Below are 25,115 nucleotides of genomic sequence, written 5' to 3' on the forward strand. Positions count from 1 at the left end.
ACCGACCAGCGCTCTCCAGCCACCGTTCCCCGGCCGCGCGACCCGGTCCTCACCCCGTCACTCGCCCACCTCCCCGTCGGCCAGTTCGCGCAGCAGGTCCAAGTGCCCCACGTGCCGCGCGGTCTCCTGGACCACGTGCGCCACCACCCACCGGACCGTGAACTCCCCGCGCCGCCGGGTCCGGTCGTCCGGGCCCAACCTCTGCACCGATTTCTCCGACCGCGCCCACTCGGCCTTGTACGCCGCCACCACCGAGACCGGCGTGTCGTCGGCCGCCAAATCCCAGCTCGGATCCGGCGAGCCCGCCCACAACGACGGTAGATCCGCTCCCCCGGCCTCGATCGACAACCACCACCGCTCCACCGCCGTCAAGTGCTTCACCACCCCCAGCGCACTCAGCCGCGGCGAGGTCGGCAACGGTGTGGCCGCCGCCAACCCCTCAGGCAGCCCCGCCAGCTTGTTCACCGCCGTCGCGCGGAGGAACTGCAGGAAGTCCAGTTGCAGGCGCAGTTCGTCCCCGGCCAGCGGGGTGGGCCAGGACCGATGCGTCTTCGAACCCGTGTTCGACATGACCGGAAGGTACCGCACCGGTCCGACAAAATAGAGTGACCGGCATGTGGTGGGGACTGCTTTGCGCCCTGGGCGCGGCGATCGCGTACGGCGTGGCTTCGGTGATGCAGTCGGTCGCGGCCAAGGCGACCGACACCGGCGCCGACGGCGTCGACCCGAAGCTGCTCGTCCGCGTCCTCGGCCAGTGGAAGTTCGTGCTCGGCCTGTCGCTGGACCTCCTCGGGTTCGTCGCGCAGATCGCCGCCCTGCACGTCCTTCCGCTGTTCGTCGTGCAGGCCGCGCTCGCTGCCAGCCTCGCCGTGACCGCCGTCGCCGCGCGGTTCCTCGGGGTGCGCCTCGGCAGACGAGAGTGGCTGGCCGTCGCCGTCGTGTGCGCCGGGCTGGGACTGCTCGGCGCGGCCGCCGAGAGCGAAGGCTCCGACCCGGTCGGGCTCGGCTTCCGGCTCGGGCTGATCAGCGCCGTCGTGGTGCTGGCCGGCGCCGGGATCGTCGCGGGCAAGACGAGCCGGCACGTCCGGACGCCCGCGCTCGGGCTGGTCGCCGGGCTGAGCTTCGGCGTCGTCGCCATCGCCGGGCGGATCATCCCCAGCCTCGCCCCGCTGGACCTGCTCACCGACCCCGCCACCTACACCGTCGCGGTCGCGGGCGGCATGGCGATGCTCTTCTACGCGACGGCGTTGCAACGCGGCAGCGTCACCACCAGCACCGCGATGATGGTGCTCGGCGAGACCGTCTTCCCGTCGCTGGTCGGCGTGCTCGTGCTCGGCGACCGCACCCGGCCCGGGTTCGCGGTCGTCGCGATCGCCGGGTTCGTCCTCGCCGTGGCCGCCGCGCTCGCGCTGGCCCGCTTCGGCGAGCCCGCGACGGAGGGAAGTGAGACGAAGCCGACCGTGCTCCCGTAACTTCTTTACTTAGACTAGCCTTACCTAATCCCACGACAGGACAGGGAGGCGCGGGTGAGCACGACCGGACGGGCAGTCCTCCGCCGTTCGATCACCGGGCAACGACGATCGGTGGCGCTCGCCGCGCTGCTGACCGCGTGCCACCAGGGTGGCGAAGCGCTGGTGCCGGTGGTGATCGGCGTGGTGATCGACCAGGCGGTCGCGGGGGGCTCGGCGGGCACCCTCGTCTGCTGGCTGGCGGTGCTGGGCGTGCTCTTCGCCGCGCTGTCGACCAGCTACCGCCTCGGCGCCCGCTTCGGCGAGCGCGCCGCCGAGCGCGCCGCCCACGACCTGCGCCTCGACGTCGGGCGCCGCGTGCTGCACCCCGGCGGCGGCGCCGAGGCCCTCGCGGGCGAGCTGGTGAGCATCGGGACGGCGGACGCCAAGCGGGTCGGGCAGCTCGGCGGCGTCCTGCCGTTCGGCGTCGCCGGCCTGGCCGGGCTGCTGGTCAGCGCGGTCGTGCTGCTCACCATGAGCGTCCCGCTCGGCCTGCTGGTGCTGCTCGGGACGCCGCCGATGCTGTACCTGGCCCACCTGATCGGCAAGCCGCTCGAACGCCGCAGCGAAGCCGAGCAGGAGCGATCCGCGTTCGCCTCCGGCATCGCCACCGACCTCGTCGCCGGGCTGCGCGTGCTCAAGGGCGTCGGGGCCGAACGCGCCGCCGTCGACCGCTACCGCCGCACCAGCCAGGACTCGCTCGAGGCGACCCTGCGCGCCGCGCGCGCCCAGGCCTGGCACAACGGCGCACTGCTTGCGCTGACCGGGATCTTCATCGCCGTCGTCGCGCTCGTCGGCGGGAACCTCGCGGCGGCGGGCGACATCAGCGTCGGCGACCTCGTCGCCGCGGTCGGGCTCGCGCAGTACCTGATCACGCCGTTCTCGATCTTCTCGTGGGTCAACGGCGAGCTGGCGCAAGGCCGCGCGTCGGCCGGGCGGATCGCCGACGTGCTGAACGCGCCACCCGCGGTCGACACCGGTGAAGCGACGCTGCCGTCCCCGGCCGCCGGGCACGTGCGGCTGTCCGCGCTGAGCCGGGGCGCACTGCGCGACGTCGACTTCGAAGCACGCCCGGGCGAGCTGCTCGGCGTCGTCGCCACCGATCCGGCCGCCGCGACCGACCTGCTCGACTGCCTCGGCCGCGCCGCCGACCCCGCGACCGGCTCGGTGTCGGTCGACGCGGTCGATCTGTCCACTGTGGACCCGAGCCGGGTGCGCGAGGTGGTGCTGGTGGCCGCGCACGACGCGGACCTGTTCGCCGGGACCGTCGCCGAGAACTTCGGAACCGGGCCGCTCGCCGAAGAAGCGGTGACCGCGGCCGCCGTCGACGAGGTGGCCGCCGCGCTGCCCGACGGCGTCGCGACCGCCGTCACCGAACGGGGCCGCTCCCTGTCGGGCGGGCAGCGCCAGCGGGTCGCGCTCGCCCGCGCGCTCGCGCTCGACGCGCCGGTGCTCGTGCTGCACGATCCGACGACCGCCGTCGACACCGTCACCGAGGCCCGCATCGCCGCGGGCCTGGCCGCACTGCGGCGCGGCCGCACGACCATCCTCGTGACCACCAGCCCGGCGCTGCTCGCCGCGACCGACCGCGTCGTCCTCCTCGACGACGGGCGGATCGCCGGCGAGGGCAGCCACGCCGAGCTGGCCGGTCGCGCCGACTACCGGGCGGCGGTGCTGTCTTGACCCGCGAACTCCTCCCCGTGGCCGACGGCCGCCGGATCCGCGCCGTCGTCGGCGAGCTCGCCGGCCGGTCGAAGGGCCGCGCGACGGCCGCGTTCACCACGCTGGTCGCGGCCACCGCGATCGGGCTGCTCACCGCTCCCCTGCTCGGCCGGGTCGTCGACGTCGTCGCGACGCGGCGGCCGGCGGCCGAGCTCGTCACGCCGGTCGCCGGGCTGGTCCTGGTCGCGGTGGGACAGGCCATCGCGACCGCGATCGGCGTGTCGCTGGTGGCGCGGCTGGGCGAGACGATCCTCGCCGAGCTGCGCGAACGCTTCATCGAGCGAGCCCTCGGGCTGCCGCTCGACCAGCTCGAACGGGCCGGGTCCGGCGATCTCACCACGCGCGTGACGAACGACGTCTCGGTCGTCGCGGAAGCCGTCCGGCAGGCGCTGCCGGAGCTGGGCCGGTCGGTGCTGACGGTGGTGCTCACCCTGGGCGCGCTGGCGGTGCTGGACTGGCGGTTCCTGCTGGCCGCGCTGGTCGCCGTGCCGATCCAGCTGTGGACCGTGCGCTGGTACGTGCCGCGCGCGAAGCCGCTGTACGCGAGCCAGCGCGAGGCGGTCGGGGCGCAACAGCAGCAGCTGCTGGACACCATCGGCGGCGCGAAGACCGTCCGCGCGTTCCGGCTCGCGGACACGCATCTCGACCGGGTGCGCACGCGCTCCGACACGGCCGTCGACCTGGCGCTGCGCGGGATCCGGCTGGTGACGCGGTTCTACGCGCGGCTGAACCTGGCGGAGTTCGTCGGGCTGTCCGCCGTGCTGGCCGTGGGGTTCCTGCTCGTCGGGGCGGACGCGGTGACGGTCGGGGTCGCGACGGCGGCGGCGCTCTACTTCCACAGCCTCTTCGGCCCGATCACGACGGCGCTGGCCCTGGTCGACGACGCGCAGGCGGCCGCGGCGGGGCTCGCGCGGCTGATCGGCGTCGCCGACCTGCCCGCCGAGGCGTCCCCCGCGCGGCCGGCGCGGCCGGTGGACGCCTCGGTGAAGACGGCAGCGGCCGGTTACTCCTATGTGGACGGTCATCCGGCGCTGCGGGACATCGACCTCGGGGTCGCACCCGGCGAGCGGGTGGCGCTGGTCGGGGCGAGCGGGGCCGGGAAGACGACGCTGGCCAAGCTGATCGCCGGGATCCACCGGCCGTCGTCGGGTTCGGTGACGCTCGGCGGGGTTCCCCTGGACGAACTCGGCCCCGAGGCCACGCGCCGCACGGTCGCGCTCATCAGCCAGGAAGTCCACGTCTTCGCGGGCCCCCTGGCCGACGACCTCCGCCTCGCGCGCCCGTCGGCGTCCGAGGCGGAGCTGCGCGCGGCGCTGGCGAAGGTGGGCGCACTGTCCTGGGTGGACAGTCTGCCGTCCGGGCTCGCGACGGTCGTCGGCGAGGGCGGTCACCAGCTGACCGTGACGCAGGCGCAGCAGCTCGCCCTGGTCCGCCTGGTGCTGGCCGACCCGCCGATCGCGATCCTCGACGAGGCCACGGCCGAGGCGGGCAGCGCGGGCTCGCGGATCCTGGAGTCGTCGGCCGCGGCGGCCCTCGAAGGCCGGACGGCACTGGTGGTGGCGCACCGCCTGACGCAGGCGGCGGCGTCCGACCGGATCGTGGTCCTCGACGCGGGCGCGGTGGTCGAGTCCGGCACGCACGACGAGCTGGTCGCGGCGGGCGGTCAGTATGCGACGCTCTGGGCGGCCTGGTCGGGCCAGCGCGCCTGACGCCGTGTCGTCCCCTGAATCACGCGAGTCGACCCTCTGATCACGTGTGTCGCCCCTTCCGGAACACGGGACTCGCGTGATTCGAGACGGAACTCGCGTGATGGGGCGCGGATCTCGCGTGATGGGGCGCGGAACTCGCGTGGCCGAAGGGGCATCACTCGTGATTGAGAGGGCATCACGGGTGATGGGAGGGGCATCACTCGTGATTGGGCGGACGACACGCCGGGAGCCACGCGGGCTTCCGGCGTGTCGGGTCGGGTCGGGTCGGGTCGGGGATGGTCAGTGGTCCATGGCGTCGGCCAGGGACTTGGGCCGCATGTCCGTCCAGTTCGCTTCCACGTGATCCAGGCACTCCTGGCGCCCCGCCGGGCCGAACGTGACCGTCCAGCCGGCCGGGACGTCCACGAACTCCGGCCACAGGCTGTGCTGGTTCTCGGCGTTCACCAGCACCAGGTACGTGCCGGACGGGTCTTCGAACGGGTTGGTCATGGCAGGCCTCCTCAGGCGGTGATGTCCGTGCGGGCGCCCTGGACGACCTCGGTCAGCTTCCGGATGACCGGGGCCGCGAGCACCGGGTTGAAGCGGGGTTCGGTCGACCAGTCGGCGAGCTGGTTGGCCTTCACCGCGGGCAGCTGCGCCCACGTCGGGAACTGCGCCATCTGCCGGCGCGACAGCGCGTACGTGCGGCTGTCGGTCAGGATCAGGTCGGCCGGGTACTTGCCGGCCTGCTCCCAGCTGAGCGTCTCGAAGTAGTCGTCCGTGCCGCCGCCGTTGACGATGTCCAGGCCCAGGTCGCGGTAGTACGCCAGGTCCGCGAAGAACTCCGGCTTGCCGACGTACAGGTTGTCCTTGTCGCTGGACACCACGAGCACCTTGAGGCCCGGCTTGGCCTTGATCGCGGCCTCGAGGTCGTCGGACGCCTGCCGGAAGTCGTCCTTGCCCTTCTTGATGACGTCGGAGTTCGCGTCGCCGCCGAGCGCCACCGCGAGCTGTTCGTACCGCTCGATCACCTTCGGCAGCGTGACTTTGTACTCCGAGAGCGCGACGATCGGCGCGACCTGCTGGACCTTGGTGCCGAGGTCGTCCTTGAGCACCCACAGGTCGGTCGGCTTGGCGCCGGTGAGGCCGGTGATCACCAGGTCCGGCTTCGTGGCCGCGAACTTCTCCATGCTGAAGTCGTCCCACGCGTTGCCGATCGACGTGACGGCGGTCAGGTCGATGTTGCCGGCCTGGATCTCCTTGCCGCCGTCGGCCGTCTTCTGCGGGCCGAACACGCCGACCGGGCGGACGCCGTAGTCCCACAGCGCGGCCCCGGAGCTGACGTAGGCCACCACCCGCGCCGGGCGCTGGTCGCGCGACGCCTTCTGGCCGCGGTCGTCGGTGAACTCCCACGGGCCGGAGGAGGCGGCGGGCTTGCCGTCGCTGCCGCACGCGGTCAACGCGGCGGCCGCGGCGAGCCCGCCCGCCCCGATCAGGAATCCGCGCCGGCTGAGCCCGGCGGCGCCTTGAAACACGGACATGAGCACCTCTCGCAGCTTTTAGGATAGGCACACCTTATTTAGGGCACCCTACGAAAAGCAACCGCCGGGACTTCGCTGTGTCAGCGCCCACCCCGGCCCGAGAGCTGCGCTTGCGCGCCGGGCACCGGCTCGGCCGGGTCGTGGCCCAGGTGGACCTGGCGGTTGTCCGCGTCCACGTGCACCACCCGCGGCCGGTGCCCGGCGCGCTCGGCCTCGTCGACCTGGGCGTAGGTGATGATGATGACGAGGTCGCCGGGGTGCACGAGGTGCGCGGCCGCGCCGTTGACGCCGATGACGCCGGTGCCCGGCTCGCCGGTGATGGCGTAGGTCTCCAGGCGGGCGCCGTTGGTGATGTCGACGACCTGAACGCGCTCGCCCTCGACGATGTCCGCGGCGGCCATCAGGTCGGCGTCGATGGTCAGCGAGCCAACGTAGTGCAGGTCGGCCTGGGTGACGGTGGCCCGGTGGATCTTGGCGTTCATCAGGGTGCGCTGCATCGGCTTCCTCGTGTCTCGGTCAGCAGCGCGGCGAGGCCGGCCACGGTGGGGGTGCGGAAGAACTCGGCGATCGGGACCGCGGTCCCGAGCCGCTCGGCGATCCGGTCGCGCAGGACCACCAGCAGCAGGGAATGCCCGCCGAGGGCGAACAGGTCGTCGTCGGCGCCGACGGCCGAGACGTCCAGCACCTCCGCGAAGATTTCGCAGAGGGCCTTCTCCAACGGCGTCTCGGGCGCCCGGCCGCGAGCCCCGAATTCGGGCACCGGCAGGGCGGCCTTGTCGAGCTTCCCGTTGGGCGTCACGGGAAACGCGTCGAGCGGGACGATCGCCGCAGGCACCATGTACTCCGGCAGCGACCGCGCCACGAACTCCCGCAGCCGCGCGGGATCCGCCGTCGCCGGGGTCGGGTAGGCGACCAGCCGGTCCTCGCGGACGACGACCAGCGCCTGCTCGACGTCGTCGTGGCGCGCCAGGACCGCCTCGATCTCGCCCGGCTCGATCCGGAAGCCGCGGATCTTGACCTGGTCGTCGGTGCGGCCGAGGTACTCGAGCTGCCCGTCGGGCCGCCACCGCACCAGGTCGCCGGTGCGGTACATCTGCTCCCCCCGCGGCCCGAACGGGTCGGCGACGAACCGGTCGGCGGTGAGCGCGGGACGCCCGTGATAGCCGCGGGCCAGCCCCGCACCGGCCAGGTACAGCTCGCCGGGGACGCCGGCCGGGACCGGGCCCAGGCCGCCGTCGAGGACGTACGCGCGGGCGTTGTGCACCGGGCGCCCGATGACCGGGCGCTCCGCGTCGGCGAACCGGCCGACCAGAGCGTCCACAGTGGCCTCGGTCGGGCCGTAGAGGTTGTACGCCGCCGTTTCCGGCATCGACCGCAGCTGCTCCCACAGTGCCTGGGACACCGCTTCACCGCCGACGCCGACGATCCCGAGGGCGCACTCGCCGTCTTCGACGACCCCGGCCGCGGCGACCTGCGCGAAGTGCGACGGCGTCAGTTCCAGGAAGTCGAGCCGGCGCTCGCGCACCACCGCGGCCAGCCGGTCGGGGTCGCGGCGCGTGCCGTCGTCGACGACGTGCACCTCGTGCCCGTCGAGCAGCCACAGCTGTGGCTGCCAGGAGGCGTCGAAGAAGAACGCCCACGCGTGCCCGATCCGCAGCCGTCGTCCGCCGGCCGCGGCGACCGCCGGGCGGTAGAGCGTCTCGCGGTGGCTGTGGAACAGGTTCACCAGCCCGGAATGCGGGATCACCACGCCTTTCGGCGTGCCCGTGGAGCCGGACGTGTAGAGCACGTACGCCGGGTTGGCGGGCGACGGTGCGGTCAGTGGCGTGTCACTGTCCACAATGTCCTCGATGGACAAAGCCCCGGGAAGCCGTGACGCCAGTGCGCGGCTGGTGAGCACGAGCGCGGCCCCGGCGTCGGCGAGGATCGCCGTGATCCGCTCGATCGGCTGGTCCGGGTCGATCGGCAGGTACGCCGCGCCCGTCTTGAACACGCCGAAGATCGCCTCGACGACGGCGGCGGACCGCGGCAGCAGCAAGGCGACGACCCGCTCCGGAGCCGCACCCCGGGAAGCCAGCCACCGGGCGAGGCGATCGGTGCGGGCCGCGAACTCCGCGAAGGTGACGCTGCGGTCCGCGTCGCTGAGGGCGGTCGCGTCCGGTGTCGCCGCGACCTGCGCCGCCAGCCGGTCGACGACCGTGGGCGCCGACGTCGGCAGCGGCTCGCCCCGCCCCCACTCGGCGACGATCCGGTGGCGCTCCGCCGGACCGAGCACGTCGATGCGGCTCAGCGGCCGGTCCGGGTCCGCGACGACGGCCGCCATCAGCCGCACCAGACGCTCGGCGAGCGTCCGGGCGGCCGGCTCGTCGAACAGGTCGAGGCTGAACTCGAGGTCGCCGTCGATGCCGTCGGCCGTTTCGACCAGGTCGAACGACAGGTCGAACTTCGCTTGCCGCAGCCCGGTGTCCCGATAGGACGCTTCGAGGCCGAGCAGCCGTTCCGGCTCCGAATCCGAGTGGTAGACCGCGAGCATGACCTGGAACAGCGGGTGCCGGGCCAGCGACCGGGCCGGGTTGAGCAGCTCGACGAGGTGCTCGAACGGCACGTCCTGGTGGGCGTACGCGGCCAGGTCGGCCTCCCGGACGCGGTCCAGCAGCTCCCGGAACGTCGGGTCGCCCGCGGTGTCCGTGCGCAGGACGAGCGTGTTGACGAAGAACCCGGCGAGGTCCTCCAGCGCGTGGTCGGCGCGGCCGGCGACCGGCGTGCCCAGCGGGATGTCGGTGCCCGCGCCGAGCCGGGTGAGCAGGGCCGCGACGGTTGCCTGCAGCACCATGAACGCGCTGGTGTCGCTGCCGTTGGCCAGCGCGCGCAGTCCACTGTGGACACCGGCGGGCACGGTGAACGGCACGGCGGCGCCGCGGTTGGTCGAACGGGCCGGTCGCGGCCGGTCCGCCGGGAGCGCCAGCTCGTCGGGGATCCCCGCGAGCGTGGCACGCCAGAACGCCGCCTGCCGCCCGAGGACGCTGTCCGGGTCACCGGCCCGGCCGAACAGCTCGCGCTGCCACAGCGTGTAGTCCGCGTACTGAACCGGCAACGGCGTCCACTGTGGACGCTCACCGCGCAGGCGCGCGGCGTAGGCGGTGTCGAGGTCGCGCTTCAGCGGCGGCAGCGACCAGCCGTCACCGGCGATGTGGTGCACCAGCAGCACGAACACGTGCCGCTCCGGCCCGGCCGAGACGAGCGTGGCGCGGACCGGGATCTCGGCGTCGAGGGTGAAGCAGTACGACGCCGCGGCGGTGACCCGCTCGTCGAGGTCGGCCACCGTTTCGGTGACCAGCTCCGGACGGGCGCGAGCGTCGCCGGGATCCAGCACGACCTGCCGCGGCGTTCCGCGGTCCTCGACCAGCATCGTCCGCAGGATCTCGTGCCGGGCGACGACGTCACCGAGTGCCGCCCGCAAGGCTTCGACGTCGACGGTTCCGCTCAGCTCCCACGCCCACGGGATGTTGTAGGTCGCGCTCAACCCGTCCAGGCGGTCGAGGAACCACAACCGCTGCTGGGCGAACGACAGCGGCAGCACCTCGGGCCGCTCCACCGGGACCAGCGCGGGCCGGCTCTCGCGGCCCGGGTCGAGCAGGCGCGCCAGGCGGGCCGGGGTCGGCGCGTCGAACACCGCGCGGATCGGGACCTCGACGCCGAGCAGCGCGCGGATCCGGCTGACCAGCCGCGTCGCCAGCAGCGAGTGCCCGCCGAGTGCGAAGAACCCGTCGTCCGGGCCGACCTGGGAAACGCCGAGGACGTCGGCGAAGAGGTCGCACAGCGCCTGCTCGGCCGGGGTCCGCGCGACCCGGCCGGACGTGCGGGCCCGAGGGTCGGGGAGGGCCGCGCGGTCGAGCTTGCCGTTGGCGTTCACCGGCAGTGCGGGCAGGACGACGATCGCCGAGGGCACCAGGTACTCGGGCAGCCGCTCGCCGAGCGAGGCGCGCAGTGCCGTCGGGTCGGCACTGTCCCCGGACGGCACGACGTAGGCGATCAGGCGCTCGGAGCGGGCGATCACCACCGCACGGGCCACCGCGGTGTCGGCGGTCAGCGCGGCTTCGACCTCGCCCGGTTCGACGCGGAACCCGCGGATCTGGATCTGCTGGTCCGCCCGGCCGAGGAATTCGAGAGCGCCGTCCGGACGCCGGCGGACGACGTCGCCGGTGCGGTACATCCGCTCCCCCGGTTCGCACGGCGACGCGACGAACCGTTCCGCGGTGAGCGCCGGGCGGCCGAGGTAGCCCCGCGCGAGCCCGGCGCCGGCCAGGTACAGCTCGCCGCGGACACCCGGCGGCACGGGCCGCAGCGCCGCGTCGAGGACGTACGCGCGGGTGTTCGCGACCGGCCGCCCGATCGCCACCGGCCCGCAGACCTGGGCCAGGCTGTCGCCCGCGACCTCGGAACAGCCGTACAGGTTGACCAGCTTCGCGGACGGCCAGCGACGCGCCACCTTCTCCGCAAGCGCCTCGGAAAGCGGTTCGCCACTGGTGATCCACGTGGTCACGGCGTCGAACGCGTCGACCGGACCGTCGTCGGCGAAGCTCTCGAGGAGGCTCGGCACGACCGTCAGCACCTGCGCACCGGACGTGCGCACCAGCTCGGCGAGCGCGGGCGGGTCGGTGGCCGTCGCGTCGTCGGCGAGGACCACCGGGTCGCCCGCGACGAGCCCGCCGAGCAGCTCGGTCGAGCCGTCGATGAACGTCAGCGCGCTCTTCGCGACGCGAACGCCTTCGGCGACGTCCCGGCCCCAGTGCAGCCGGTTGGCCAGCGCCCGCTGGGTCCCGGCGACCGCCTTCGGGCGTCCCGTGGAGCCGGACGTGAAGATCACGTACGCCGGGTGGTCCGGGCTGATCGACGGCCACGCCGGTTCGGGCCCGGTGTCGCCCGGCCGGACCAGCCTGTCGCCGAAGCCGTCTTCGGCGATGACCAGGTGCGGGTCGGCGTCGGTCAGCATCAGCTCGACTCGCTCGGCCGGGTGGTTGAGGTCCAGGGGCAGGTACGCCGCGCCGGTCTTGAGCACCGCCAGGAGTGCGACGACCAGGTCGGCCGAGCGCGGCAGCGCCACGGCCACCACGCGTTCGGGCTTCGCGCCCCGAGCGAGCAGTGCCCGGGCGAGCGTCATGGCCCGCGTGCCCAGTTCGGCGTAGCTCAGGTGCTCTTCGCCGATCACGAGCGCGGTGGCGTCCGGGGTACGAGCTACTTGGGCCGCGAACAGCTCGGCGGTCGTCTCCGCGGGCAGGGGCGTCGCGGGACCGGCGGCGAGCTGCTCGCGTTCGGCGGCGGTCAGCAGGTCGATCGCGCCGATCCGGGTGTCCGGATCGGCCACCGCGGCCCGCAGCAGCGTCCGGAGCCGGTCGAGGATCGCTTCGACGCTCGCACGGTCGAAGACGTCGCTGTTGTATTCCGCCGTGCCGCGGATCCCGGCCTGGTGGCCGGGCCGCTCGCCGACGAAGAACGTCAGGTCGGCGCGGGCGGTGCCGGTGCGGACCGGTTCCTCCGCGACGGTCAGGCCGGGCAGCGCGAGGTCGGCGACGGCGGTGTTCTGCCAGGCCAGCATCGTCTGGAACAGCGGGTGGTACGCGAGCGAGCGCACCGGGTTCAGCGCCTCGACCAGCCGCTCGAACGGGACGTCCTGGTGGGCGTAGGCGTCCAGGCTGCGCTCCCGCACGCGGGCGACGAGGTCGCGGAACGACGGGTCGCCGCCGGTGTCGACGCGCAGCACGAGCGTGTTGACGAAGAAGCCGACGAGGTCGTCGAGGGCTTGGTCGGTCCGGCCGGCGATGGACGTGCCGAGCGGGATGTCGGTGCCCGCGCCCAGCCGGGTGAGCACGGCGGTGAGCCCGGCGTGCACGACCATGAACACGCTGGCACCGCAGGCGCGGGCCAGCTCGACGAGTCCACTGTGGAGGTCGGCGTCCCAGCCGAACGCGAACTGCTCACCCCGGTAGGACGCCTCCGCCGGGTGCGGCCGGTCGGTCGGCAGCTCGATGCGCTCCGGCAGGCCGGCGAGGGTTTCGCGCCAGTAGGCCAGCTGCGGTTCGATGACCGGCTCGCCGAGGACGTCCCGCTGCCACAGCGTGTAGTCCGCGTACTGAACCGGCAGCGGGGTCCACTGAGGAGCGTCACCGGCCTGCCGGGCGGTGTAGGCCGTCGCGAGGTCGCGCCACAGCGGCGCGGTCGACCAGCCGTCCGACGCGATGTGGTGGAACACCAGCACCAGGACGTGCTCGCGCGCGCCGAGCCGCAGCAGCTCGGCCCGCAGCGGGAGCTCCGACTCCAGTTCGAAAGTCACCCGGGCCGCCTGCGACACCGTGTCGGCGAGGGCGGATTCGGTGACCGCACGAACCGGGAGGTCGACCGTGACGCCTGCGAGGATCTGCTGCCGTGCTTCGCCGTCGATCTCGGGGAAGACCGTGCGCAGGGCTTCATGGCGTTCGACCACATCGGACAGGGCGAGCTTCAACGCGGAGACGTCGAGGGCGCCGGTCAGCCGGACCGCGGTCGGCATGGTGTACGTCGCCGACGGACCCTCCAGCCGGTGGAGGAACCACAGCCGCTGCTGGGCGAACGACAGCGGCAAGGCGTTCGGCCGCGGCTCCACGCGTTCCAGCGCGGGCCGGGCGACCGCGGTGTCCGATGTGGACAGCAGCGCGGCCAGGCCGGCGACGGTCGGCGTCTCGAACACCGACCGCACCTGCAGTTCGACGCCGAACACCGCGCGCAGCCGCGCGACCAGGCGCGTCGCCATGAGGGAGTGCCCACCCAAGGCGAAGAAGTCGTCGTCGACGCCGATCGACGCGGTGTCGAGGACCTCGGCGAACAGTCCGCAGAGGACTTCCTCCACCGGGGTCCGCGGCGCGCGCTCCGCGGTGACGGCCTGCTTGTCCGGGCTCGGCAGCGCGCGGCGGTCGAGCTTGCCGGAGGCGAGCAGCGGCAGCCGGTCGAGGACGACGAACGCCGAGGGCACCATGTACTGCGGGAGCCGGTCGCGCACGTGCGCCCGCAGTGCTGAGACGAGGGCGCTGGTGTCGCGTTGCCCGGCCGGGTGGTTGCCGAGCGTGTCCAGGGCGGCCCGGACCGCACGCGCGCGGTGGATCCGGGTCGACTCACCGGTGGTGAACACGACGTCCAGGGTGCCCTCGTGCGCAGGTGCCGCGTACACGCGATAGCCCAGGCGGGATCCGATTTCCTGCAGTGTCTCGGGGTCCACTCCGGACGGCGCACTGTCCAAAGCGGACAAGGCCGCGTCGGTGTCCCCCTCGGCGAGTGCGGCGACGGCGGCCAGCTCGGTGGACAGCCGGGCGTCCGGGACACCGGTGACGCGCAGCCGCGCCGGACCCGCTTCCAGGAGCCGTTCCAGCCCCGTCAGCGAATCGAAGGCCGCGACCTCTTCGTCGACCGGCCCTGGCTTGGGCGCCTTCCGCAGGACGACGTCGTAGCGGTGCCGGGTCAGCTCGTTGTGCGCGTGGCCTCGCTTCACCCACAGGTCGACGTCGTCGAAGCCGTCCAGACCGCGGGCCAGGGCGGCGAAGAAGTCCGGGTCCAGCACCAGTTCGCCTTCGCGCCCGATGGCCTGGTCGACCGCGGCCGTGTCACGACGGCCGTGGCGCAGCTCGGTCGCCGTCCGGAACGCCCGCAGCGACCGCAGGTTCCGGACGTCACCGAGGAAGACCACCCCGCCCGGCCGGACTCGGGCGGCGACGGTCCGGACGACCTCGGCGAGGTAGCCGACGCTCGGGAAGTACTGCGCGACGGAGTTGACGATCACGGTGTCGAACGGCTCGTCCGGCAGCTCGCCCAGGTCGTGCGCCGGGCGGGCCGCCAGGTGGACCTTGTGCGCGAACGGCGTCGCCGCGAGTTCGCGTCGCAGGTTCGCGATGGCCCGTTCGGACAGGTCTACGCCCCAGTACGTTTCGGTGTCGGGTGCGATCCGGGACAGGATCAGGCCACTGCCGACACCGATTTCGAGAACTCGCTTCGGGGTGAGGGCGCGGATCCGGTCGATCGTCGCCGCGTGCCACTCGCGCATCTCGCCGAGGGGAATCTCGGACCCGTCGTAGCTGGAGTTCCAGCCGGTGAAGTTCTCCTCCCACCCGCCGGACGCGGCTTCGGTGAAGACGTTCTCGTGCAGCTCACGCCACTCGCCGACGTGGTCCAGCTCCGCTTCTTCGTCGCGGCCGGCGGCCGGGACGGCATAGGCGACGAGCCGGCCGTCCTGCGCGAGGACGACGGACTGCCCGACCGCCGGGTGCTCGGCGAGCACGGCTTCGATCTCGCCCGGCTCGATGCGGTAGCCGCGGATCTTGACCTGGTCGTCCGCGCGGCCCAGGAACACCAGCCGCCCGTCCGGCAGCCATTTCACCAGGTCACCGGTGCGGTAGAGGCGGCCGCCCGAGCCGAACGGGTCCGCGACGAACCGCTCCGACGTCAGCGCGGCGCGCCCGAGGTAGCCGCGGGCCAGGCCCGATCCGGCGAGGTACAGCTCCCCCACCACGCCGGGCGGGACCGGCCGCAGCCCGGCGTCGAGCACGTAAGCGCGCGTGCCCGGGTCGGGGATGCCGATCGGGACGACGGTCGCGTCCGCCCGCTCGACGGGGTCGCTCTCGCCGAGCGTCGAGTTGGTGGTCGCCTCGGTCGGGCCGTAGGCGTTGAACATCCGCCGCCCCGGCGCCCACCGCCGGACCAGCTCCGGCGACACGCGCTCGGTGCCGGCCAGCAGGACGCTGTCCCGCGGCAGGTCGCAGTCCTCGGGCAGCGCGTCGAGCAGCGCGGGCGGCAGGATCATGAAGTCCACGCCGTGCCGGTGCGCGTACTCGGTCAGTGCGGGCCCGGCGACCCGGCGCTCGGCCGGGACGATCACCAGGCGGCCGCCGGAGAGCAGGCCGAGGCAGAGGTCCCAGAACGCGACGTCGAAGCTCGGCGACGCGAACTGCAGCACCCGGCTGTGCGGGCCCACCCCGAACCGCTCGACCTGGGTGGCGACGAGCTTCGCGACGCCCGAGTGCTGGAGGACGACGCCCTTCGGCCGTCCCGACGAGCCGGACGTGTAGATCACGTACGCCGCGTTCTCCGGCCTCACGACGACGCAAGGGTCCTTTGTGGACAGTGTGTCGAGGGCCGGGTCATCGAGGAGCACGCGCGGAATCTCCGTGGGGAGCCTCGCGTCGATCTCGCGGGTCGTGACGACGCAGGCCGGGCGCGCGTCCTCGACCAGGTACGCGATCCGGTCGCCGGGGTAGTCGACGTCGACCGGGAGGTAAGCGGCCCCGGCCTTGAGCACCGCCAGCTCCGCGACGATCATCTCGAGCGACCGCGGCACGGCCAGCGCAACCACCCGCTCGGGTCCGGCACCGCGTTCGAGAAGCAGGTGCGCGAGCTGGTTGGCGCGCGCGTCGACCTCGGCATACGTCAGCTCGACGTCTTCGAAGACGAGTGCGATCGCCTCCGGGGCTTCGGCGACGCGGCGGGCGAACAGGCCGGGGAACGTCTCGGTGCCCGCGGGGTCGAGCGATCCGGCCCATTCGGTCAGGACGCGGGCGCGCTCCTCGCCCGCGAGGAGGTCGAGGGCGCCGACCGGGCGGTCCGGCTCGGCCAGCGCCGCGCGCAGCAGCACTTCGAGGCGGCGCAGGATCGCGTCCGCGCCCGGGTGGTCGAAGACGTCGGCGTTGAACTCCAGGACGCCCGCGATCCCGGCGTCGCGCTCGGTCAGCGAGATCGCCAGGTCGAACTTCGCCGTCCCGGTGGTCACCGGGATCTCGGTGACGGTCAGGCCGGGCAGGGTGACGTCGGCGCGGGCGTTGTTCTGCCCGGCGATCATCACCTGGAACAACGGGTGGCAGGACAGCGACCGGGCCGGGTTCAGCACTTCGACGAGCCGCTCGAACGGGACGTCCTGGTGGGCGTACGCGTCGAGGTTGCGCTCGCGCACGCGCGCCACGAGGTCGCGGAACGACGGCTCGCCGCCGGTGTCGACGCGCAGGACCAGCGTGTTGACGAAGAAGCCGACGAGGTCGTCGAGCGCTTGGTCGGTGCGGCCCGCGATGGGTGAGCCGATCGGGACGTCGGTGCCCGCGCCCAGCCGGGTGAGCAGGGCGGCGAGGGCCGCGTGGACGACCATGAACACGCTCGCGCCGCACTCCCGCGCCAGTTCGGTGAGCCGGGCGTGCAACCCGGCGTCCCAGGTGAAGGTGTGCAGCTCGCCGCGGAAGGTCGCGGTCGCCGGGTGTGGCCGGTCCAGGGGCAGCTCGATGCGGTCGGGCAGGCCGTCGAGGGTCTCGCGCCAGTAGTCCAGCTGCGTGCTCAGCACGCTGTCCGGGTCGTCCTCGGCGCCGAGCAAGTCTTGCTGCCACAGCGTGTAGTCCGCGTACTGGACCGGCAACGGCGTCCACTGTGGAGATTCGCCGGCGCGCCGGGCGGCGTAGGCCGTGGCGATGTCGCGCCACAGCGGGGCCATCGACCAGCCGTCGGAGGCGATGTGGTGGAACACCAGGGCCAGGACGTGCTCGCGGTCGGCCAGCCGCAGCAGCTCCACGCGCATCGGCGCCTGCCGCTCGAGATCGAACGAGCCGCGGACCAGGCCGGTCAGTGCGGTGTCGAGGTCGGTGACGTCCCGCACCGGCAGGTCGACCTCGATGGCCGGGATGACGTTCTGGTACGGAACGCCGTCGCGCTGGGGGAAGCGGGTCCGCAGGGCTTCGTGCCGGGCGACCACATCGGACAGTGCGGTGCGCAGCGCCTCGACGTCGACCACGCCTTCCAGACGCATGATCAACGGGACGTTGTAGGTGGCCGACGGGCCTTCGAGGTGGTGCAGGAACCACAGCCGCTGCTGCGCGCCGGACAGCGGCACGAGCGCCGGCCGGTCCCTCGGAACGAGCGGCGGCCGCGCGCTCGCCGTGCCGTTGCCGACCAGCGCGGCGAGGCCGGCGGCGGTGGGCGTCTCGAACACCGAGCGGACTTCCAGCTCGGCGTTCAGCGTCGTGCGGATGCGGGCGATCAGGCGGGTGGCCAGCAGCGAGTGGCCGCCGAGGGCGAAGAAGCTGTCGTCCGGGCCGACCCGCGGGAGGCCGAGGACGTCGGCGAACAGCTCGCACAACTGCCGTTCGACGGGCGTGCGCGGTTCGCGGTCGGACGTCGGCGCGACGGGATCGGGCGACGGCAGCGCGCGGCGGTCGAGCTTGCCGCTGGCCGTCACCGGGAGCGCGTCGAGGACGACGATCGCCGACGGCACCATGTGCTCCGGCAGCCGGTCGGCGGCGAGGGTCCGCAGGTCCGCCGCGAGGGTGGCGATCCGGCGGAAGCGGCCGGGGTTGCCCGTGTACGACAGCAAAGAGCCGGTCCCGGGCCGGAAGGCACCGGCGGGATCCCCGGTCGTGAAGAGAACGTCGACCGAGCCGTCGCCGGCCGCGGACCACGTGACGACCGCGCCGAGACCCCGGTTCTCGCCCAGTTCGTACCAGTCTTCCGGCTGCACGCCGTCGGTGGTCCGTCCGTTCGGGACGCCGTTCACGCGCAGGCCGTCGGTGAGCCGGTCCGCAACCTGGTCCATAGTGGACACTTCGGTGCCCCAGACGAGTGTCTCGACGAGCTGTGGTTCGGCGGTGCCCGGCCGCAGGACCACGTCGTAGCGGTACTGGGTCAGCTCGTTGACGCCGCGGCCGCGCTTGACGCGGATGTCCGCGGCCACTCCGTCGAGTCCGGCGAAGAACTCCGGCGCGACGAGGAGTTCCTTCTCCCGCACCAGGCTCTGCTCGACATCGCCGCCGCGCGCCTGCGCCACCGCGGCGTGGAACGCCCGGACCTGGCGCAGGTCGCGCACGTCGCCGACGAAGAGCGAGCCGCCCGGCGCGAGCAGGTCCAGGGCCTTCCGGAGCACGTCCACGAGGTAGGTGCCGCTCGGGAAGTACTGGACGACGGAGTTGAGCACGATCGTGTCGAAGAACCCGATCGGCAGGCCGGCGACGTCGGCGGCGTCGCCGGTGCGCAGTTCGACGCACCCGGCGAGTGCTGGATCCCCCGCGACCCGCTCGCTCAGGGAAGCGATGACTTCGGCGGAGAAGTCCGTGCCCCAGTAGGACTCGCAGTGCGGGGCCAGCTCGGTCAGCAGCAGGCCGGTGCCGACGCCGATCTCGAGGACGCGCCGCGGGTTCAGGTCGCGGATGCGCGTGACGATCGCGTCCCGCCACTCCCGCATCTCCGCCCGCGGAATCGGCTCGCCGGTGTAGCTGGAGTTCCAGCCGGCGAACTCGTCGCCGTCGCCCGAGTACATCGAGTCGTACAGCGCGCGCCACTCGCCGACCTGCTCGGTCTCTTCGTCCGGCGTACTCGCCGTGTCGGCGGGCACGACGTAGCCGACCAGCCGGACGTCGCCCGGCCGGTCCTCCCGCGCCACGACCACGGCGTGCGCGACGTCGTCGTGCGCGGCGAGGGTCGCGGCGATCTCGCCGGGCTCGACGCGGAAGCCGCGGATCTTGATCTGCTCGTCGCCGCGGCCCAGGAACTCCAGGACGCCGTCGGGGCGGAAGCGGGCCAGGTCGCCGGTGCGGTACATCCGCTTTCCCGGATCGAACGGCGAAGCGACGAACCGCTCCGCGCTGAGCCCGGGGCGGCCGAGGTAGCCGCGAGCCAGCTGAACGCCCGCGAGGTACAGCTCACCCGCGGTGCCCGGCGGCACCGGCCGCAAGGCGGCGTCGAGGACGTAGGTCCGGGTGTTCCACACCGGACGTCCGATCGGGACGGACGTGTCCTCGGTGGACGTCCGGTGTGCAGTGACGTCCACCGAAGCTTCGGTCGGGCCGTAGAGGTTGTGCAGCTCGGCGTCGAGGACCTGGCCGAACTGGACGACCGCGTCGGCGGGCAGGGCTTCGCCGCTGCACAGGACCTGGCGCAGGCTCGTGCACTCGCCCGCGGCGGGTTCCTGCAGGAACACCTGGAGCATCGACGGGACGAAGTGGACGGTCGTGACCCCGCGGTCGCGGATCAGCCCGGCCAGGTAAGCAGGATCCTTGTGGCCGTCGGGACGCGCGACGACCTCGGTGGCGCCGGTGATCAGCGGCCAGAGGAACTCCCAGACGGAGACGTCGAAGCTGGACGGCGTCTTCTGCAGGACGCGGTCGTCGCCGGTCAGGCCGTACTCGTCCTGCATCCACAGCAGCCGGTTGACGATGCCTTCGTGCGGCACGACGACGCCCTTGGGGCGGCCCGTCGACCCGGAGGTGTAGATGACGTACGCCGGGTTCTCCGGCCGGAGCACGACGTCGAGCAACGGCGTGTCCGAGACGCCGGCCAAGGTGTCCGGGTCGTCCAGCAGGAGCGCCCCGGGCACGGCCGTCGACGCGGTGGCCAGCACCAGCGCGGGAGCGGCGTCCTCGAACATGAACGCGAGGCGCTCGGCCGGATAGCCCGGGTCGAGCGGCAGGTAGGCCGCGCCCGTCTTGAGCACCGCGAGGATGGCCGTGACCAGGTGCGCCGAGCGCGGCAACGCCAGGGCGACGACCCGCTCGGGCCCGGCGCCCCGCTCGGCCAGCACCCGGGCGAGGCGGTTCGAGACGGCGTCCAGCTCGGCGTAGGTCAGCTCTTCGTCCTCGAAGACGAGCGCGGTGGCGCCGGGTGTCCGCGCGACCTGGGCGGCGAACAGCTCGGGCACGGTGACCGCGGGGACGTCCTCGACGGCACCCGACCAGACCGCGGGCAGGGCGTCGCGTTCGGCCGGGGTGAGGACGTCGAGGCTGCCGAGCCGGCGGTCCGACGCGGAAACGACCTGGCGCAGCAGGACTTCGAGGCGGTCGAGCAGGCCGGTCACGGTGGCCTGGTCGAAGACCTCGGCGTTGAACTCGGCCTGGCCGTGGATGCCGTCGGCGCGCTCGGTGAAGGAGAACCAGAGGTCGAACTTGGCGGTGCCGGTGCCGACGGGCCGCTCGGTGACGGTCAGCCCGGGCAGCTCGACACCGGCGCCGGGGGTGTTCTGCCAGGCGAGCATGGTCTGGAACAGCGGGTGGTGCGCGAGCGACCGCGCCGGGTTCAGCGCCTCGACCAGCCGCTCGAACGGGACGTCCTGGTGGGCGTAGGCGTCCAGGCTGCGTTCGCGCACGCGCGCCACGAGGTCGCGGAACGACGGGTCGCCGCCGGCGTCGACGCGCAGGACCAGCGTGTTGACGAAGAAGCCGACGAGGTCGGCCAGGGCTGGGTCGGTCCGGCCGGCGATCGGGGTGCCGATCGGGATGTCGGTGCCGCCGCCGAGCCGGGACAGCAGCGCGGTCAGGCCCGCGTGCACGACCATGAACGGGCTCGCACCGCACGTCCGGGCCAGCTCGGCCAGGCCGGCCTGCAGGGCGGCGTCCCAGGCGAAGGTGAGGAACTCGCCGCGGTGGGCCGACACCGCCGGGTGCGGCCGGTCGAGCGGGAGCGGGATGCGGTCGGGCAAGCCGTCGAGGGCCCTGCGCCAGTAGCCGAGCTGGACGGACTCCTCCGCCTCCAGGAGATCCCGCTGCCAGAGCGTGTAATCCGCGTACTGCACCGGAAGCGGTGTCCACTGAGGACTGTCACCGCGGAGCCGGGCGCGGTAGGCCGTGGCGATGTCCCGCCAGAGCGGCGCCAGCGACCAGCCGTCGGCGGCGATGTGGTGCACGACGAGGACCAGCACGTGCCGTCGCGCGTCGACGGTCAGCAGCGCGGCCCGCACCGGGACCCCGGCGCCGAGGTCGAACACCCCGCGGACCAGATCGTCCACTGCATTGTCCACTTCGGACTCCGGCACCGCACGGACGTCGAGGTCGACCGTCGCTTCGGCCAGGACCTGCTGGTACGGCACGCCGTCCGCGGTCGGGAACACCGTCCGCAACGCTTCGTGCCGGTCGAGGACGTCGTGCAGGGCCGTCCGCAGCGCCTCGACGTCCAGCTCACCCGCGAGCCGCAGGACGAGCGGGACGTTGTAGGTCGCCGACCCGCCTTCCAGGCCGTGCAGGAACCAGAGCCGCTGCTGCGCGAACGACAGCGGCAGCCGCTCGGGCCGGTCGGTGCCCCGGGCGAGCGGACGCCGCTCGGTTCCGGTCACCGGCCCGGCCAGCACCTCGGCGAGCGCGGCCGGGGTCGGCGCGTCGAACACCGCGCGCACCGGCACCTCGGCGCCGACGGCCGCGCGGATGCGCTGGATCAGCCTCGTGGCCGACAGCGAATGGCCGCCCAGGGCGAAGAAGTCGTCGTCCGGGCCGGCCTGTGGCACGCCGAGGACGTCGGCGAACATCTCGCACAGCAGCTGCTCGACGGGGTTGCGCGGCGCGCGGCCCGGCCCGGCGGTGAACCGCTCCGGGCTCGGCAGCGCCTTGCGGTCGAGCTTGCCCGACGCGAGCACCGGCAGCTTGTCCAGCACGACGAACGCCGAGGGCACCAGGTACAGCGGCAGCCGGTCGCGCACGTGCGCCCGCAGCGACGCCACCAGCGCGCCGGTCTCCCGCCGGGCCGCCGGATTGTTCGCATACGACGCCGGCGTGCCGGTTTGCCGTCCCGGGCGGTAAGCGGGGCCGTCCTCCCCCCTCGAGAAGACGGCTTCCAGCTCACCGCCCTCGGGCGCCCACGTCACCGCCACCCGGTAGCCGGCCCGGTCACCGAGCCGGTGCAGGGCTTCGGGGTCGACGCCGTCGCGACGCTCGAGCGCCTGCCGGGCGGCGGCCGGATCGCCCGCGTCCAGCGCGCGTACCGCGGCCAGCTCGCCGGTCAGCCGCGCGTCCGGGATCCCGGTGACCCGCAGCCGGGTGGGCGCCTCGGCGGCCAGGAACCGTTCCACCGCACCGAGATCCCCGAAGGCGACGACCTGCTCGTCGGCCGCGTCCGGCTTCGGTCCCTTCCGCAGGACGACGTCGTAGCGGTGCCGGGTCAGCTCGTTGTGGGCCTCGCCGCGCTTCACCCACAGGTCGACGTCGTCGAAGCTGTCCAGGCTCCGGGCCAGTGCCGGGAAGAAGTCCGGGTCGAGCACCAGCTCGCCCTCGCGCGCGACCGCCTGGTCGACCGCCGCGACGTCGGCCCGGCCGTGCCGCAGCTCGACGGCGGTGCGGAACGCGCGCAACGACCGGAGGTTGCGGATGTCGCCGAGGAAGATCGTGCCGCCCGGCCGCACGAGACCGGCCGCGGCCCGGACGACCTCGGTCAGGTACTCCGCGCTCGGGAAGTACTGCGCGACCGAGTTGACGATCACCGTGTCGAAGGGTTCGTCCGGCAGCTCGCCCAGGTCGTGCGCCGGGCGGGCCGCGAGGTGAACCCGATCGGCGAACGGGGTCGCGGCGACCTCGCGCCGGACGTTCTCGATGGCGCTCTCGGAAAGGTCGACGCCCCAGTACGTCTCGGCGTCCGGCGCGATCCGGGACAGGATGAGCCCGCTGCCGACCCCGATCTCCAGCACGCGCTTCGGCCGGAGGGCGCGGATCCGCTCGATCGTCGCCGCGTGCCACTCGCGCATCTCTTCGAGCGGGAGGTCCGAGCCGTCGTAGCTGGAGTTCCAGCCCGCGAAGTTCTCCTCGATGCCGGTCGATCCGGCGAGCATCTCTTCGTGGACGGCGTGCCACTCCTCGACGTGGCTCTGCTCGGCCGCCTGGTCGCGGTCGGGCACCGGCACGGCGTAGGCGACGAGCTGCCCGTCCTGGGCGACGACGACCGTCTGGCCGACGCGCGGGTGCTCGGCGAGCACCGACTCGACCTCGCCCAGCTCGATGCGGTAGCCGCGAATCTTGACCTGGTCGTCCGCGCGGCCCAGGAAAACGAGACGGCCGTCCGGCAGCCACTTCACGAGGTCGCCGGTGCGGTAGAGCCGGCCGCCCGTGCCGAAGGGGTCGGCCACGAACCGCTCCGCCGTCAGGCCCGGCCGCCCGAGGTAGCCGCGCGCCAGGCCGGAGCCGGCGAGGTACAGCTCGCCGACGACGCCGACCGGGACCGGCGCGAGGAACGCGTCGAGGACGTACGCGCGGGTACCCGGGTCCGGGACGCCGATCGGCACGGCCGAACCGGGCGCGATCTCCGGGTCGCACAGCCCGAGCGTCGAGTTGGTCGTGGCCTCGGTGGGACCGTAGGCGTTGAACATCCGCCGTCCCGGCGCCCAGCGGCGCACCAGCTCCGGCGACACGCGCTCGGTGCCGGCCAGCAGCACGCTGTCGCGCGGCAGGTCGCAGTCGCCGGGGAACTCGGCCAGGAGCGCGGGCGGCAGGATCATGAAGTCGACGCCCTTGGCGTGCGCGTAGTCCGCCAGCTCGGGCCCGGGCACGCGCCGTTCGGCGGGGACGATCACCAAGCGGCCGCCCGAAAGCAGGCCGAGGCACAGGTCCCAGAACGCGACGTCGAAGCTCGGCGACGCGAACTGCAGGACCCGGCTGTGCGGGCCCACCCCGAACCGTTCGGACTGCGTCGCGACGAGCTTCGCGACACCGGCGTGGGACACCACGACGCCCTTGGGGCGCCCGGTCGAGCCGGAGGTGTAGATGACGTAGGCCGCGTTCGCCGGGACGATCGCCGCGCCCGGGTCCGGCGCGGGCTCCCACGAGACTTCGTCCAGCAGCAGGACTTCGCCGTCGAAGCGGTCGGCGAGCTCGCGAGTGGTCACCACACAGACCGGACCGGCGTCGGACACCGTGAACGCGATCCGCTCGGCCGGGTGGTCCGGGTCCACCGGCAGGTACGCGGCGCCTGCCTTGAGGACGGCCAGCTCGGCGACGATCATCTCGACCGACCGGGGCACGGCGAGCGCGACGACGCGCTCGGGCCCCGCGCCACGCCCGATGAGGAGGTGCGCGAGCCGGTTCGCCCGCGCGTCCAGCTCGGCGTAGGTCAGCTCCTGGTCCTCGAACACGAGCGCCACGGCGTCCGGGGCCGCCCGGACCCGGGCGGCGAACAGCTCCGGCAGGGTGGCCGGCGGCGGGTCGAGGTCGGTGTCGTTCCACTCGTCCAGCAGCTGCCGCAGTTCCGGCGCTCGCATCGGGTCCAGCCGCTCGACCGGCCGCTGTGGCCGCTCCAGCGCGTCGGCCAGGAGGTTCCCCAGGTGGCCGAGCATCCGGTCCACTGTGGACTCGTCGAGGACGTCGGCGCGGTAGTGCGCGCCGTCCTCGGTCAGGTTCAGGTCGAGCGGGAGGTCCGTCTCGGCGCCGAAGCCGACGCTGACGAGCACCGAACCCCCGCGCCCGTGCTCCGGCGCCACCTCGGCGACCAGGTCGGCGAACGGGACTTCGTGCGCCAGCGCTTCCTCGCGCGCCGCGCGCACGCGCTCGACGACTTCGGCGAAGCCGGGCGAGCCACCGAGATCCACCCGCAGCGGCACCAGGGAACCGATCCCGAGCAGGACGTCCGCGGTGCCCGCGTAACGGGACAACAGCACGGTGAACGCGGCCAGCAGGGTCAGCTCGTCGGCCGCGGGCAGCGGCCGGGCCAGCCAGGCGCGGACGGGCTCGCCGGAGTACGGCCGGTCGACCGGCAGCGCGAGTTCCTTCGGCGCCGAGGAGAGCCGGTCACGCCAGAATTCCAGCTCCGCCACCTCCTGCAGAGCGTCACCGTTGCTCACCGGTAGACCAGCCTCCCGCTGCTCACGACGCCCCGACCGGGACATCAACTTAGGGGACCCTAACAAACGGATGGTGAGGATG

8 protein-coding genes are annotated in these 25,115 nt (G+C 73.3%); 3 read left to right on the forward strand and 5 right to left on the reverse strand.

Going from position 1 to position 25,115, the window contains the following annotated elements; all coding sequences use genetic code 11:
- Nucleotides 1–57 precede the first annotated feature (57 nt).
- The gene (locus tag OG738_RS35945) at nt 58–570 is read right to left on the reverse strand and encodes a DinB family protein (RefSeq protein ID WP_329047664.1); all 513 of its coding nucleotides are present in this window, start codon (nt 568–570) and stop codon (nt 58–60) included.
- A 44-nt stretch (nt 571–614) separates the two neighbouring features.
- Between OG738_RS35945 and OG738_RS35950 the strand changes: the two genes are divergently transcribed.
- The 3 genes from OG738_RS35950 to OG738_RS35960 are packed head-to-tail and all read left to right on the forward strand — an operon-like array spanning nt 615 to nt 4,939.
- Entirely contained in the window at nt 615–1,472 is an 858-nt protein-coding gene (locus OG738_RS35950; protein ID WP_329047666.1) for a hypothetical protein, read from the forward strand.
- Nucleotides 1,473–1,526: 54 nt separating this feature from the next.
- A complete protein-coding gene (locus OG738_RS35955; protein ID WP_329047667.1) occupies nt 1,527–3,191 on the forward strand; it encodes an ABC transporter ATP-binding protein in 1,665 nt (554 codons plus the stop codon).
- Nucleotides 3,188–4,939 carry an ABC transporter ATP-binding protein gene (locus OG738_RS35960; RefSeq protein WP_329047669.1) on the forward strand — a complete coding sequence of 584 codons (1,752 nt, stop codon included), beginning with the start codon at nt 3,188–3,190 and terminating at the stop codon, nt 4,937–4,939. The genes OG738_RS35955 and OG738_RS35960 overlap by 4 nt, the downstream gene beginning before the upstream one ends.
- Before the next feature lie 279 nt (nt 4,940–5,218).
- Here the strand turns inward: OG738_RS35960 and OG738_RS35965 are convergent, their stop codons facing one another.
- From OG738_RS35965 to OG738_RS35980, 4 genes are all read right to left on the reverse strand, one after another.
- Nucleotides 5,219–5,428, reverse strand: a complete 210-nt coding sequence (locus tag OG738_RS35965) for an MbtH family protein (protein WP_329047670.1) — start codon at nt 5,426–5,428, stop codon at nt 5,219–5,221.
- Between the two features lie 11 nt (nt 5,429–5,439).
- Nucleotides 5,440–6,459, reverse strand: coding sequence for an ABC transporter substrate-binding protein (locus OG738_RS35970; protein ID WP_329047672.1), 1,020 nt, complete (start codon nt 6,457–6,459; stop codon nt 5,440–5,442).
- Between the two features lie 80 nt (nt 6,460–6,539).
- Entirely contained in the window at nt 6,540–6,956 is a 417-nt protein-coding gene (gene panD, locus OG738_RS35975) for an aspartate 1-decarboxylase (RefSeq protein WP_329047674.1), read from the reverse strand.
- The gene (locus tag OG738_RS35980) at nt 6,941–25,033 is read right to left on the reverse strand and encodes a non-ribosomal peptide synthetase (protein WP_329047676.1); all 18,093 of its coding nucleotides are present in this window, start codon (nt 25,031–25,033) and stop codon (nt 6,941–6,943) included. The genes panD and OG738_RS35980 overlap by 16 nt, the downstream gene beginning before the upstream one ends.
- Between the last annotated feature and the right edge of the window lie 82 nt (nt 25,034–25,115).

The sequence above is a fragment of the Amycolatopsis sp. NBC_01488 genome, assembly GCF_036227105.1.
Lineage (GTDB): Bacteria > Actinomycetota > Actinomycetes > Mycobacteriales > Pseudonocardiaceae > Amycolatopsis.

Coding starts and splice junctions, on each gene's coding strand:
- OG738_RS35945 (WP_329047664.1), bottom strand. CDS start 570: ATGTCGAACACGGGTTCGAAGACGCATCGGTCCTGGCCCACCCCGCTG.
- OG738_RS35950 (WP_329047666.1), top strand. CDS start 615: ATGTGGTGGGGACTGCTTTGCGCCCTGGGCGCGGCGATCGCGTACGGC.
- OG738_RS35965 (WP_329047670.1), bottom strand. CDS start 5,428: ATGACCAACCCGTTCGAAGACCCGTCCGGCACGTACCTGGTGCTGGTG.
- OG738_RS35970 (WP_329047672.1), bottom strand. CDS start 6,459: ATGTCCGTGTTTCAAGGCGCCGCCGGGCTCAGCCGGCGCGGATTCCTG.
- panD (WP_329047674.1), bottom strand. CDS start 6,956: ATGCAGCGCACCCTGATGAACGCCAAGATCCACCGGGCCACCGTCACC.